This window comes from Nitrospirillum iridis, from assembly GCF_014205765.1.
Classification (GTDB): Bacteria; Pseudomonadota; Alphaproteobacteria; order Azospirillales; family Azospirillaceae; genus Nitrospirillum; species Nitrospirillum iridis.
In genome coordinates, this window is the sequence record NZ_JACIIZ010000002.1 from 217,857 (window position 1) to 230,936 (window position 13,080).

At 66.7% G+C, this 13,080-nt stretch carries 14 protein-coding genes and 1 tRNA gene; 11 read left to right on the plus strand and 4 right to left on the minus strand.

Annotated elements, in window-relative coordinates:
- From FHS74_RS30265 to FHS74_RS03990, 3 genes are all read left to right on the plus strand, one after another.
- Entirely contained in the window at window positions 1-786 is a 786-nt protein-coding gene (locus FHS74_RS30265; RefSeq protein WP_246462905.1) for a MerR family transcriptional regulator, read from the plus strand.
- Between the two features lie 136 nt (window positions 787-922).
- Window positions 923-3,817, plus strand: coding sequence for a beta strand repeat-containing protein (locus FHS74_RS03985; RefSeq protein WP_184797685.1), 2,895 nt, complete (start codon window positions 923-925; stop codon window positions 3,815-3,817).
- Between the two features lie 221 nt (window positions 3,818-4,038).
- Window positions 4,039-4,115: transfer RNA gene (locus FHS74_RS03990), tRNA-Pro, on the plus strand.
- A 75-nt stretch (window positions 4,116-4,190) separates the two neighbouring features.
- On the opposite strand, the gene FHS74_RS03995 is transcribed toward FHS74_RS03990, so the two are convergent.
- Together FHS74_RS03995 and FHS74_RS04000 are read right to left on the minus strand one after the other, a co-directional pair.
- On the minus strand, window positions 4,191-5,423 hold the full coding sequence (locus FHS74_RS03995) for a hypothetical protein (protein WP_184797687.1): 1,233 nt from the start codon (window positions 5,421-5,423) through the stop codon (window positions 4,191-4,193).
- Between the two features lie 72 nt (window positions 5,424-5,495).
- Entirely contained in the window at window positions 5,496-5,732 is a 237-nt protein-coding gene (locus FHS74_RS04000) for a hypothetical protein (RefSeq protein ID WP_184798257.1), read from the minus strand.
- Between the two features lie 234 nt (window positions 5,733-5,966).
- Here FHS74_RS04000 and cutA point away from each other — a divergent pair, with 234 nt between their 5' ends.
- Complete coding sequence (gene cutA / locus FHS74_RS04005; protein WP_184797689.1) at window positions 5,967-6,302, plus strand: divalent-cation tolerance protein CutA; 336 nt, start codon at window positions 5,967-5,969, stop codon at window positions 6,300-6,302.
- 4 nt (window positions 6,303-6,306) lie between these two features.
- Here cutA and FHS74_RS04010 read toward each other — a convergent pair whose 3' ends face one another.
- Window positions 6,307-6,750 carry a CoA-binding protein gene (locus FHS74_RS04010; protein WP_184797691.1) on the minus strand — a complete coding sequence of 148 codons (444 nt, stop codon included), beginning with the start codon at window positions 6,748-6,750 and terminating at the stop codon, window positions 6,307-6,309.
- A gap of 105 nt (window positions 6,751-6,855) precedes the next feature.
- Between FHS74_RS04010 and FHS74_RS04015 the strand changes: the two genes are divergently transcribed.
- The 7 genes from FHS74_RS04015 to FHS74_RS04045 all read left to right on the plus strand — a co-directional run bounded on the left by FHS74_RS04015 (window position 6,856) and on the right by FHS74_RS04045 (window position 12,068).
- Window positions 6,856-7,335, plus strand: a complete 480-nt coding sequence (locus FHS74_RS04015; RefSeq protein ID WP_246462906.1) for a PaaI family thioesterase — start codon at window positions 6,856-6,858, stop codon at window positions 7,333-7,335.
- A gap of 283 nt (window positions 7,336-7,618) precedes the next feature.
- Window positions 7,619-8,083 (plus strand): 50S ribosomal protein L13, encoded by a 465-nt coding sequence (rplM, locus tag FHS74_RS04020; RefSeq protein ID WP_184797693.1) that lies wholly within the window; start codon window positions 7,619-7,621, stop codon window positions 8,081-8,083.
- A gap of 3 nt (window positions 8,084-8,086) precedes the next feature.
- Complete coding sequence (gene rpsI / locus FHS74_RS04025; RefSeq protein ID WP_184797695.1) at window positions 8,087-8,572, plus strand: 30S ribosomal protein S9; 486 nt, start codon at window positions 8,087-8,089, stop codon at window positions 8,570-8,572.
- A gap of 214 nt (window positions 8,573-8,786) precedes the next feature.
- A complete protein-coding gene (locus tag FHS74_RS04030) occupies window positions 8,787-9,416 on the plus strand; it encodes a hypothetical protein (RefSeq protein WP_184797697.1) in 630 nt (209 codons plus the stop codon).
- A 138-nt stretch (window positions 9,417-9,554) separates the two neighbouring features.
- On the plus strand, window positions 9,555-10,295 hold the full coding sequence (locus FHS74_RS04035; protein ID WP_184797699.1) for a Crp/Fnr family transcriptional regulator: 741 nt from the start codon (window positions 9,555-9,557) through the stop codon (window positions 10,293-10,295).
- A gap of 88 nt (window positions 10,296-10,383) precedes the next feature.
- Entirely contained in the window at window positions 10,384-10,842 is a 459-nt protein-coding gene (gene arfB / locus FHS74_RS04040) for an alternative ribosome rescue aminoacyl-tRNA hydrolase ArfB (protein WP_184797701.1), read from the plus strand.
- Between the two features lie 11 nt (window positions 10,843-10,853).
- Window positions 10,854-12,068, plus strand: a complete 1,215-nt coding sequence (locus FHS74_RS04045; RefSeq protein WP_184797703.1) for a BaiN/RdsA family NAD(P)/FAD-dependent oxidoreductase — start codon at window positions 10,854-10,856, stop codon at window positions 12,066-12,068.
- Window positions 12,069-12,102: 34 nt separating this feature from the next.
- Here the strand turns inward: FHS74_RS04045 and FHS74_RS04050 are convergent, their stop codons facing one another.
- Window positions 12,103-13,014, minus strand: coding sequence for a sterol desaturase family protein (locus FHS74_RS04050; protein WP_184797705.1), 912 nt, complete (start codon window positions 13,012-13,014; stop codon window positions 12,103-12,105).
- Window positions 13,015-13,080 lie beyond the last annotated feature (66 nt).

Genomic DNA, 13,080 nt, shown 5'->3' on the forward strand with positions numbered 1-13,080 from the left:
ATGTCCGGGACGCCCGCGCCAGAGCCCCTCACCGCCGGCGATGGTCTCACCAGCGACGGGCTGCCCGATGACGGTATTCCCGAGGTCGGCGGGGCGGGCGGCGGCGAGGACGGGGCGGAGTTCGATACCGTTGATGCCGGGGCGCCGCCGGTGGACCGTGGCCGTGGCAAATCGCCCACCGCGTTCCGCACCATCAGCGAGGTTTCGTCCGAACTGGATGTCCCGCAGCATGTGCTGCGCTTCTGGGAAACCAAGTTCCCTCACATCCGTCCGCTGAAGCGGGGCGGTGGCCGGCGCTATTACCGGCCGGACGATGTGGAGTTGCTGCGCCGGATCCAGGTGCTGCTTTACAAGGAAGGCTACACCATCAAGGGCGTGCAGCGCCTGCTGCGCACCGGGAGCGCCCGTATGTCGCCGGCCGCCGATGACGGGGTGGAAGCGACCGCGGCGACCTTGAGCGCGGAGGAACCGGACGCCACCGCGTCGCTGGAAGGGGAGTCGGCGTCGCCGCCGACCGCGCTCCCGTCCGCGCCAGGCCCCAGGCCGGAGGACAAGCTGCGCATCATCGGTCTGTTCGACCATGATCCCGAAGCCGATCCTGAATGGGCGCGTACCCCGCCAACCCCGTTGGAGGCGGTGTCGGCGCCGGCCCGGTCCCCGGAAGCGGCGCGTCGAGTGGTCACCGAGAAGGTGGAGAGGGGGCTGCCCACCGCCAAGCGTGAGGCCCTGGCCCTGGTGCTAGCCGACCTTGAGGAGATTCGCGATCTCCTGCGCCGGGTGCTGTAGGCGCGTCCGTCGCCAGCGTGGGCGTCATCGGCCGCTTCCCGCATGTGCGCATTTCTGCTGCGAATATGCTTATGGCCTATGCAACGATTAAATTCGTGGCCATATGCTTCCCCAATGCCGATAGGGGAATGTCAGGATGGCGAGCATCACGGGGAATAATCAGGCGACGCTGGTCAACAGCGGAACCATCGTGGTGCAAGGCACCGGCAACACGATCGTTGGTGCGAACAACACCATAACCCTTCTCCAGTCGGTCGTCCGTGCTTCCGTTACCATCACCGGCAGCGGCAATACCATCGTCGATAGTTTTGCTGGCAACACGATCAACGTCGGGGGCGGGTCGGCGGTGGTTTCCGCCACGGCGGACGTGATCAATATTGTCGGCGGCGGCAATACCGTTGAGATCGACAACAACAATATCGTCTACGACGCTTATTCCGGTGACCGGATATTGTTCACGGGCTTTTCGTCCCGCTACACCGGCGCCGCCAACTATCTGACGGTCGCCAGCGGCGGGGGCCTGACCGTCGGAGGCGGGGGAAACCTGGTTTCCTTGAACGGCGCGGCGACGCTCAACCTCAGCAGTTCCGGTAATATCGTCACCGAACTGGGCCGCAATTCCACCATCGTCTTCAGTGGTGGCAACCTGATCGAGACCGTGACAGGTGTCGGCGACACCATCTTCATGAACGACTCGACCAACAAGCTTTCGGTCGGGGGCAGCAATGTGCAGGTCCAGGCGGTGGGCAACACCATCAGCCTGTTGGCCGGCGCCACCAATGTCACCATCTCCGGCGCCGTCAAGGCCGCGATCAACCGTATCTACGTCGCGTCCGGGACGATCACCACGGGCGCCGCCATGGTGGTGAACGGTGCCGGCACGTCGCTGAACTTCCTGAGCGGTGGCGCCGCCACCCTCACCAACCCGTCCAACGCGTCCATCACCGTGTCGGGGAGTGGCGCCATCCTGACGGTCGCCGGATCGGGCGCGACCTTCACCCTGGCGGGAAGCGGCCAGAGCCTGGTGGGCTCGGGCGAGACCGTCACCGTGGCCGGCACTGACACGGTCAACGGCAACGGCAACATCGTCACCGTAAGCCAGGGCGCCGCGGCCTCGATCCTGGGCAACAATAATATCGTCACCGTCGGCGATGGGGCCAGGGCCACCGTTTCGGGGGTGGGCGACACCCTGATCGCGCTGGGGGGCGCCAGCGTCGCCTCCACCGCCGGTTCCTCGGTGCTGGTGGGCGCGGGGACGGGGGCGACCTTGACCGGCTCTCCCGCCGCGACCGTCCGCTACGACGCCAACGGCATGACCATCAATCTGGTGACGGGTCGGGCGACGGCCGCCGGTGCGACAGTATCCGACACGCTGGCCGGCGTCGGCACGCTGTTGGCCACGGGCAACAACGACACGCTGATCGCCAACACCGGCGCCATCCTGTCGCTGACGGGAACGGGTGGGATGGTCACCCTGACGGGGGGCCGCAATACCGTATTGGGCAGCGCCAAGAGCAGTGAAACGGTGGTCATCACCGCGACCAACAGCGTGGAAACCATCAGCGCGACCGGTGCGGTTGTCACGGTTCAGGGCGCTGGGGACACGCTGTTCCTCAGTGGCACGGGCAACCAGGTGACCACGGCGGCCGGCGGCACCATCAACGTGGCCGCCGCCGCGAGCGCTACGCTCTATGGCGCCAACAACGTGGTGACCATCGCCAGCGGCGGCATGGCGACGATCATGGGCAGCGGCGACACCATCACCGCGACGGGCGCGTCGCTCACCGTGTCCGCGCCGGCCGGGGCGACCGCAAAGGTCAGCGGCAACAACAATACGATCGCCATGACCGTCGGCGGCGACACGCTTGCCCTCAGCGGCAGCGGCAATGCCGTGACGGCGGCCGGCGATACCATCACCCTGGCCGCCAGCGCCACGGCAACCATCGCCGGCGACGGCAACACCATCAGCGTGGCCAATTTGGGCGCCCTGAAGGTGACGGGGGCCGGGGATGTGATAACAGCCACCGGCGCCACGGTGACGGTCGCGGCGCCAACGGGCAGCACCACCACCATCGGCGGCGCCAACGACCTGATCACCCTGGCGGTCGCGGGGGAGACGCTGGCCCTCAGCGGCACCGGCCAGCAGGTCAACGGGACTCTGGGGGGCACGATCGCCGTGGCGTCGGGTGGCGGCGCCACCATCAATGGGTCGGCCATGACGCTTGGCCTGGGGACCGGCGCCACCGTGCGGATCACCGGCAACAACGATGTGATCACGGCGAACAACGCGGCGCTGACCGTGACGACGCCCAGCGGCTATGTCGAGACGGTGAGCGGCAGCGGGGACACGATCTCCCTGACCACGACGGGGGCGACCCTGAAGCTCAGCGGTAGCGGCCATGTCGTCAACGCCATCGCCGGCGACACCGTCGCCGTCGCGGCGAACGGCGGGGCGACCATCAATGGATCCAATGTCGCGGTGACCGTGGGCAGCGGCGCCACCGTCACCGTTGCCGGGGGAATGGACACGGTGACGGCCAACGGTGCCGCTGTGACCGTGGCAACGCCGGCCAATTCCCGCACCAGCGTGAGCGGCGCCAACAATACCATCGCCTTGACGACGACGGGTGAGACGCTGGCGTTGACCGGGACCGGAAACACGATCGTCGCCAAAAGCACAGGCGCGACCTTGGCGCTTTCCAGTAACGGTGTGGGGCCCAGCGGCGAACTGGACCTGATCGTCACCCATGACAAGGTCTGGCTGCAGCGCTCCGGCAATGACCTGGTGGTCGATCAGCTGGGAACGGCCCAGGTTGTGAAGCTGTCGAATTGGTTCAGCAGCACCAGCAGCGAGGTCGCCACCATCAAGGCCAGCGATGGCGTGGTGCTGACGCCCACGGACGTCACCAGCCTTCTGGGTAAGATGACCACCTTCGCCGGCGGCCACGCCGGCTACAACCCGCTGACCACGACGTCGACCAGCACGAACAACGCCTATTACGGCGGCACCTTCAGCGGTTACTGGCATTGACGCCCAGGACATAGGCGGATTTCGCTCCGCCGTTCCCCTTTTTTGGGGGGGCAGCGGAGGGGTTGGCCTGAAAAATGAATCATAACTAATTGATAAATAACACATTTATAGAAAAATTCATTTTTTTGAACTTAGAGGACGCATGGGCGTTGCATCCTGGGAACCTCATGGATATAGTCCGCGCCCGAACAGCAGCCCACGCTGCGGTTCACTCGAGAGGTCGGAGCGTAGCGCAGCCTGGTAGCGCATCAGACTGGGGGTCTGGGGGTCGCAGGTTCGAATCCTGTCGCTCCGACCATCTCTCGAAAGCAATCAGCCCCGCCGGGTCACCCGGCGGGGCTGATTGCTTTTGGGCCACGCCAGCATGGGGCGCTCACTCCACCTCCATCGCGGTATCTTCCTCGCCGTTCCGGGTTCGCATGAACAGGTCCAGCGCGGCGTCGGGCTGAAATATATCCTCACCGGTCTGTACCGCCCCCAGGATCATCGAATAGAGTCCGGTCACCGTCGAATGGTACCCGGGGTTTTGCTTCTCCTGCGGCATGTCCAAATCGGCGTTGCGCGCGAAATCCAGTATCAGGTCGATGGCCTCTTCCGGACTTTCAATCTTGCCATCCGAATCCGCCAGTCCCTCAAGGGCGGGGGTGAGGATTTCGGCAAGGTCCTGCCATTCCTTCTGGGCGGCCTTGTTCATCGGACCCTGCGGTTGGGCATAGTAGTCGACCAACTCCTGCACGGGGAACGGCCCCTCCTGGTGCTGAAGAATTTTAACGGCGGCCAGGAATGGGCCGCGGATGAAGCCAATCGCGGTGTTGATCGGCGAGGGGCCGACCCACAGGTTTCCGACGTGATTGTGCGCGATGGTCCAGGCCTGACGCTTGGCGACATGGAGGGCGGCCGGTGTCTGCTCCTGAACGGCTTGTCCTCCCCATCGCTCAAGGAAGCCGTTCACCACTTGCAGGTTGGCCTGCGATTTCTCGATCGCCAATCCAAGCGTGCTGGATGAGATCACATGGCGCCGGGCGGTGTCGCCATGGTCTTTGCCGTACGCCATCGCGTTGGCGCCCCCTTGAAAGGTGGGGCGGGGGCCTAAAGTCTTTGGCCCCGACGACGCGTGCTTTTGTGGACGGAAGCAGAAATCCAGCTCGAACAGCTTCTGGATCAGGGCCGCCTTGTCGGCGAACTTGATGGGCTGGTCGCCCGTCAGCCATTCATGGACCCGCGCGATCCCCCCATTCTGGAGTTTGAAGCCAAGGGAATGTATGTCCCCTTGGACCTCCGTCAGGAAATGGCGAACATCGCTCATGCTTTCAATGTTCAGGGGGCGCCAGGTGCTCTCGTCCGGGCTGCCGCCGGTGAAGATCACTTGGCGCTGGACCACGTCCTGACCGGGCGTTGGCGCGCGGCCGGCGAGGGTGGCGGTGAGTTGACGTAGGGCGGTGACGGACGGCCCTCGGTTCAGATCGGCGCCCATCGCCGCCAGACCGCCGCCGATCCGGGAAGGCGGTGCCATGCCGGTGGTGGCGTCAGGGGCGCCGGCCGGCTGACTGGCGCGACCGGGCTGGCGCGTGCTTGAAGGCTTGTTCTTGCTTGAGTGTCGGAACATTGGGCGTCCTCAAAAACCTGATTTCAAGGACGGCCATGCCCGCCTTGAATGAAGGTATCTCCGGTATGAATATCACTTTTTAAGTGTATGGGCGCCGACGCAGACGGCCCGACCCGCGTCGGTCAGGCGGCAGACCAGCCAATCCGGTTTCAAGGGGTTGCTGAACCAGGGGGCGGCCCAACCGGCCGCCAGGCAGGCCTTGACCGTGGCGGCGCTGACCTTGCTGCCGTCCGCCCAGAACAGGGGCAGCTTGCCTCCGGCTTGCGCCAGGCCTCGGCATAGCCAGCGCTTTTGCACCGCCGTGGGCATGAGCGGGGGGGCGGCGGTTGGCGCCGTCTCCTGGGTGGGTGTTTCCGGCCCCGCCGCCTTGCCGCGCGCCATGCCTTCCCCCGTCATCAATCGGGCCGCGCGCCTTTTTAGGCGATGGCGCCGGGCCTGCCGGTATCTTACCCTGACGACACCGGGCGTCAAACGGCCGGCGTGTCAGGCGCCGCGGCGCCGGCGGGCTCAAGCCCGCGGTCCTTACAAGGCAAGAGGTGGGTGATGGCGGCGTTCCTGGTCTATATGACGGCGGCCTCGGTGGCGGAGGCGGAGACCATAGGACGGACGTTGGTGGAGGAGCGGCTGGCCGCCTGCGTCAATATCCTGGGCGGCATCCAATCCATCTATCGCTGGAAGGACGGGGTGGAGAACGCGGCGGAGGTGGCCTTCATCGCCAAGACCCGCGCTGACCGGTTCGAGGCCCTGACCCGACGGGTCAAGGAACTGCACAGCTACGACACGCCCTGCGTCATCGCTCTGCCGGTGGTGTCGGGCAATCCGGGCTTCCTGGAGTGGATCGCCGCGTCTGCGGCCCCCGACGCCACCGATCAAGCGTGAACTGTCAACCCCGATCCGGCAGCCCGTGAGGGAACAGGCGGGGTAGGTCGATCTTGGGGCAGCGGTCCATGATGACGGTGGCGCCCAGCGCCCGTGCCTGGGCCGCCGACTCCGCGTGGCTGACGCCCAGCGGCATCCAAATGTAGGGGATGCCGCGTTCAGCCGCCTCCACCACGAAGGTGCCGATGGCCGGGGCCGCGCGGAAGATTTCCACGAAGTCCACGCCATCCGGGAGGTCGGCGAGGGTGGCCACCACCGGCTCTCCCAGGATGGTGGTTCCGGCGTGGGCCGGGTGCACAGGGATGATCTTGTACCCGTATTCCCGCTGCATGAACGCTGGCACATAGTGCGACGGCTTGGCCGGGTCGGGCGATATGCCGACGATGGCCACTGTCTTCGTCTTCATGAAGATGTCACGCAGGACGTCGTCGGTGATCGTGTCGCTCATCAGGGGCGGATCCTTCGGCAAATGGGGATGTCCAACGGGGTGGGAGGGGCGCCCGGGGACGGGTATACCGGAACATCATAAATGGGATTGGGGAGGGATATGGGAATGACGGCCGATGAGGACACCGCGCAGGGCACGATGGACGACAAGCTGGCGGCCATGGGCAAGGCGCCCGTGTTCACGCCGGCGGATTTCGACCGCCTGCTGGAAAAGGGCCTGCCCCAAGCCCACCGCGCCGGAATTCGCACCCATGAGATGGGGCATGGCACCATCACCCTGACCATGCCGGTGTCCGATGATCTGCTGCGCCCGGGCGGTACCGTTTCCGGCCCCACGATGTTCGCGCTGGCCGACGTGGCGCTCTACGGCGCCGTGCTCAGCATGGCGGGACACATTGTGCTGGCGGTCACCAGCAACATGAACATCACCTTCCTGCGCCGGCCGTCGCCCAAGCCCCTGGTCGCCCACGCCCGCATCGTGCGCATGGGGCGCAGCCTGGCGTACGGCGAAGTCACCCTCCATTCCGAGGGGGAGGACGACCCGGTCGCCCACGCGACAGGCACCTATGCGATTCCACGGGGCTGACGCCCGGGCCCTGGGCGCCATCGCGGGCGGGCGTCCAACGCCCTGGTTTCATTGGGAAAATGGGGATGGTCTCGATTTCGTCGTTTGAAAATAGTCAATGGAATCAATGGTATTCGATCTATGGTATTATGATACCTCAATGGTAAGCGATTGACGGACTGGCGCTTTTTCCCGTTGACACCCAGCCCGACCCGACATAAAAACCGCCCACTTCGGTGCCGGTCCCAGGAGCGGTGCCCTGGGGCCTCTTTTGGCCCGGACCTCATTTTGAGTGAGTGCGCGGATGAAAACCTTGTCTCTCAAGCCGTCTGAGATCGAGAAGAAGTGGCTTCTCATCGATGCCGACGGCCTCGTGCTGGGCCGCCTGGCCAGCATCATTTCCATGCGCCTGCGCGGCAAGCACAAGCCGACCTACACCCCCCACATGGATTGCGGTGACAACATCATCGTCATCAATGCGGAGAAGGTGAAGCTGACCGGCAACAAGCGCAGCGACGAAATCTTCTACTGGCACACCGGGTATGCTGGCGGCATCAAGCAGCGCACCCTGGGCCAGATCCTGGACGGCAAGTACCCGGAGCGGGTCATCGAGAAGGCCGTTGAGCGCATGATCACCCGTGGCCCGCTGGGCCGCCGGCAGATGAGCAACCTGCGCGTCTACAAGGGCTCGACCCATCCCCACGAGGCTCAGAACCCCGAGGTGCTGGACGTCGCCGCCCTGAATCCGAAGAATAAGAGGAGTGCCTAATCCATGGCACAGACCATCAACAGCCTGGCCGACCTGAAGCAGGGCGCCGCCGTTGTGACGACTGAGGCGGTGGCCGAGCCGGCCCAGCCGAAGATCGACGCGCAGGGCCGCTCCTACGCCACCGGCAAGCGCAAGGACGCGGTCGCCCGCGTCTGGATTAAGCCGGGCAAGGGCCAGGTCACAGTCAACGGCCGTGACATCACCGTCTACTTCGCCCGTCCCGTGCTGCGCATGATGATCAACCAGCCCTTCCAGATCGTGGGCCGGGTTGAGCAGTACGACGTCGTCTGCACCGTGTCCGGTGGTGGCCTGTCCGGCCAGGCCGGCGCGCTGCGCCACGGCATCTCCAAGGCCCTGACCTACTTCGAGCCGGCCCTGCGCCCGTCGCTGAAGGTCGCCGGCCTGCTGACCCGTGATCCGCGCGTCGTCGAGCGTAAGAAGTACGGCAAGGCCAAGGCCCGTCGTAGCTTCCAGTTCTCCAAGCGCTGATCACTGGCCACCTGGCCCCGGCGTTTTTGGATTGCTGTTTGGAAAGGCGTCTTCCCCACCGGGGAAGGCGCCTTTTCCTTTTGGGCGCACGCGATTTGTGCGAGAAGGCTCCACAATAATGCCACCAAGTGGACCTTGCGCGCGGACCGGCGTTCAGCCCACCGTCAGCCTGAGGTCAAGGGTTCGTCCCTGAACCCAAGGAAGGACGGAACGGATGCCTGATCGCGAACCGGCGGGTCGTAAGCCGGGCGGCATACGCCGCGCGCTCGGCTGGCGCCCCAGCCCGCGGGCGCGCCTGTGGATACGGCGCCTGCTGACCCCATTGGCGGTGGTCGCGGCCCTGCTCTATGTCCTGGTCGATGTCTGTTTCCTGCCCCTGGTGCGGCCGTTCGCCGCATGGATGGGGCGGTGGTCGCCTTTCCAGGCGCTGGGCCGTCTGATAGACCGGCTGGGGCCCCGTGCGACCCTGGTGTTGTTCCTGGTGCCCCTGATCGTGTTGGAGCCGGTGAAGCCGCTGGGCGCCTTCCTGATCGCCCAGGGCAAGACCCGCACGGGCCTTCTGCTCATCATCGGGGCGGAGGTGTTGAAGCTGTTGACGGTGGAACGGCTGTTCCAGCGCAGCCGGCACAAGCTGCTGACCATTCGATGGTTCGCCCGGGTTCACGGCTGGATCGTGGGATGGATCGACCGTCTGAAGGCGCTGCCTGCCTGGCGGGTTGTCGTCGGCATCGGCCACGGGGTGCGGGCTGTCGCGGCTCCCGTGCTGCTCATGGTCTGGCGCCAGGTGTTGCGCAGCGTGGCCATGGCCCGCGAGCGGAGGCGCTATCGCCGCCGCGACGGCTGACTGGAAGCTGGAACGTTTCCAGACGGCGCGTATCCAAAAGGCCTACGGCAAAGGCTCGACTACAGGGATTTTGGCCGAAGGCATAAGGTGGCCGCCGCCTGCGGGGACACCCGGTGGGGCAAGATGGGGTTGGGTCGGATGACGGTGGATGTGACGAGGGGCGGGGTGACCGCAAGCCTGGCGGGACTGCCCGCGTTCGCCCGGTTGACGCCGGATGTGCTGTCCGCCCTGGCGGCCGCCTGTCGGGTTCAGGATTTCGCGCCGGGGGATCTGCTGGCGCGCCAGGGCACGGCACTGGCTGACATCCATGTCCTGCTGTCCGGCACGGTGGCGCTGGTCGCCGGCAATACCGAAGTGGGACAGCGGCGGGGGCCGGAGTCCACCTTCCTGCTGGCCGAGGCCCTGACCGGTGCGGCGGCGTCCCTCACTGTGCGCGCGGTTGGCGATGTCCGTCTGCTGGTGCTGCCATCGTCGGCGTTGCGCGCCCGCCTGGGTAGCGGTGCTGATCTGGCCCTGTCGCTGATGGCGGGGCAGGCCGCCCGCGAACGTGCGCTGGTGGAGGCCGTGGCCGCCCTACGCGATCTGTCCCTGCCGCAGCGCCTGGCGGCCCATCTGCTGAAGGAACATGCCGCCCGCCGTGCCGGGGGGCGCCTGAACCTCGACATGGCCGCCGTGGCCACCGTCCTGCAGACGACACCGGAAGATGTCGCCTGGACTTTCGCCGACCTGCGCCGCCATGGCGTGGCGCTGGAGGGGGCGGTGGTTGTGGTGAAGGATTTCGACGCCCTGCGCGACCTCGCGACGCCGGGGCCCCTGCGCCGCCGCCAGGCGGAGGAGTGGCCGGTGTTCATGTGGGATGTGGACGCGCCCGCCCCCTGACGGCGCTGCAGCCATTCAGGGCCGCCGTTCGACAAGTGCTGCCCACCCGTCTAGAATCACCGGCCTTGTCCCCGCTGGTTCCACTTCCATGATTCCGCCATCCTCCCCGCCCCCGTTTCAAGGGCCGACCGTGCTGGTCGCGCCGGGTATCCGGCTGGCCGAGACGGAACTGCAGGAGAGCTTTCTGCGGGCCGGTGGCCCCGGCGGGCAGAACGTGAACAAGGTGGAAACGGCGGTGCAGCTGCGTTTCGACGCGGCGGCCTCGCCCAACCTGCCACAGTGGGTGAAGGACAAGCTGAAAACCCTGGCCGGCCGCCGCTGGACCGGCGACGGCGTCATCGTCATCACCGCGCAACGCCACCGCACGCAGGAACGCAACCGCGAGGATGCGCGCGAGCGCCTGTTCGAGTTGATTCGGGAGGCCACGGTGCGTCAGGCCGCGCGCCGGCCCACCCGGCCGACGCTGGGATCCCAGAAGCGGCGGCTGGAGGCCAAGGCCACCCGCAGCGGTGTGAAGCGGCTGCGCGGTTCCGTGGACATGGACTGATAAACCTTCAGATGAGCGACTCTTCCTCTCCCGACGTCATCGTCATCGGCGCCGGTGCCGCTGGCCTGTTCACCGCCATTGCCGCCGGCAAGCGCGGCCGGCGGGTGACCGTGGTCGATCACGCGCCCCAGGCCGGCGCCAAGATCCTGATCTCCGGCGGCGGGCGCTGCAACTTCACCAACCTGGATGCCCAGCCGGCACGCTATCTGTCGGCCAACCCGCACTTCTGCATCTCGGCGCTGCGGCGCTACACCCCCCGCGATTTCATCGCCCTGGTGGAGCGGCACGGCATCGCTTGGCATGAGAAGAAGCTGGGCCAGCTGTTCTGCGACAACTCCGCCCGCGATATCCTGGCCATGCTGCTGAACGAGGCGGCCGATGCCGGGGTGGACCTGCGCCTGGATTGCGCCATCGGCGGCGTGCGGGCGGGAGACGAGGGCGTGGCGGGCGGCGGCTTTGTGGTCGACACCGCGCGGGGGCAGATGACGGCGCCCAAGCTGGTGGTGGCCACCGGCGGCCTGTCCATCCCCAAAATGGGCGCCACCGATTTCGCCTACCGCTTGGCCCGCCAGTTCGGGCTGGCGGTGGTGGCCCCCCGGCCGGGCCTGGTGCCCTTCACCTTCACGCCCCAGGACCTGGCCCGCACCCAGGGACTGTCCGGCGTGGCGTTGGACGCGGTGGTGAAGGCCCACAAGGCGGCGTTCCGCGAGGCCTTGCTGATCACCCATCGTGGCCTGTCCGGCCCGTCGATCCTCCAGGCATCCAGCTATTGGCGGGCGGGGGAGGCCATCACCGTGGACCTGACGCCCGACCTGGACCTGGCGGAGCATCTGAAGGCCGCCAAGCGCGCCCGCCCCAATGCGGAGTTGAAGACCATCCTGGGCGACGTGCTGCCCCGCCGCTTCGCTGACCGCTTGTGCGGGGAAGGCGGGGCCGGCGAAATCGAGAGCCGCCCCTTGCGCGACCTGTCGGACAAGGCGTTGGCGGCGGTGGGGGAGCAGTTGCGGCGCTGGACGGTGGTGCCGGCGGGCACCGAAGGCTACCGCACCGCGGAGGTGACGGTGGGCGGCATCGATACCAATGAGCTGTCGTCCAAGACCCTGGAGGCCAAGAAGGTCCCCGGCCTACATGTCGTGGGCGAGGCGGTGGACGTCACCGGCTGGCTGGGCGGCTATAACTTCCAGTGGGCCTGGTCATCCGGCTGGGTGGCCGGCCAGGCGCTGTGACCGGCGCGCGGCCAAGTTAAACCCCGACTAAAACTTAATCGCCACCCGCCGCTTCAGCCCTGGTTTCCAGCGCGGGAGTGTCCAGCACGGGGGCCGTGGCTCCATGGCGGCGGAACGGGTAGGCCAGCTGGCCCAGGAAGGTCAGGGGCACCGGATCGGCCGTGCCGATGTCCACCGGCGGACGGCGGTCCAGCGGCAGATAGCGGGTGCGGAAGATGATGTCCCACAGCAGCAGGTTTTCGCCGTAGTTGGTATTGCCCTCGGACGGAAGCCGGCTGTGGTGCCAGCGGTGCAGATCCGGCGTGTTGAACAGCCAGTTCAGCCCCCGGCAATCCATGTCCACGTTGCAGTGGGTCAGGAAGCCGATGTAGGTGGTGATGGCCAACACCCAGACCACCACCTCCTTCGGGGCGCCCACCAGGATGCCCAGCACCAGGGCGAACAGCGTGGCGATCAGGCTGTCGACGAAGTGGAAGCGGCCGGTGTTCACCACCCACAGGCGGGTGACGCTGTGGTGCACGGCGTGATACCGCCACAGCCAGGGAATCTCATGCCCCAGGCGGTGCGCCCAATACAGGCCGAACTCCGCCACCGCCAAGCCCAGCACCACCTGCGCCGCCATGGGCCAGTGGGCGGGCCAGAAACCGCTGGCCGTGGCCGGCGCCACCTGGCTGGCGCCCAACATGGCGGCGGTGCCGGCCAGGAATTGGCCGATGCCCTTGTTCAGGGCCGTGTGGCTGATGTCCTGCCGCGTCTGGCCGTCGCTCTTGGCCCAGGCCGGCTCATACGGCATCAGGCGTTCCAGCAGCAGCAGGGCGGCCGCCATGCCGAAATAGGTGATGTTGTAGGCCAGGATGGGATGGCCCAGCGCGTTCCCATAGGCATATCCGGCTATGCACAGGGCCAGCAGCCCCGGCCACGCGATCCAAGAGAACACCCGGCGCATTCGTCACCCATCACAAGGCGCCCAGACGGGACGATATCGTCCCAGGGCGCGAAACAGCGGCGGGGC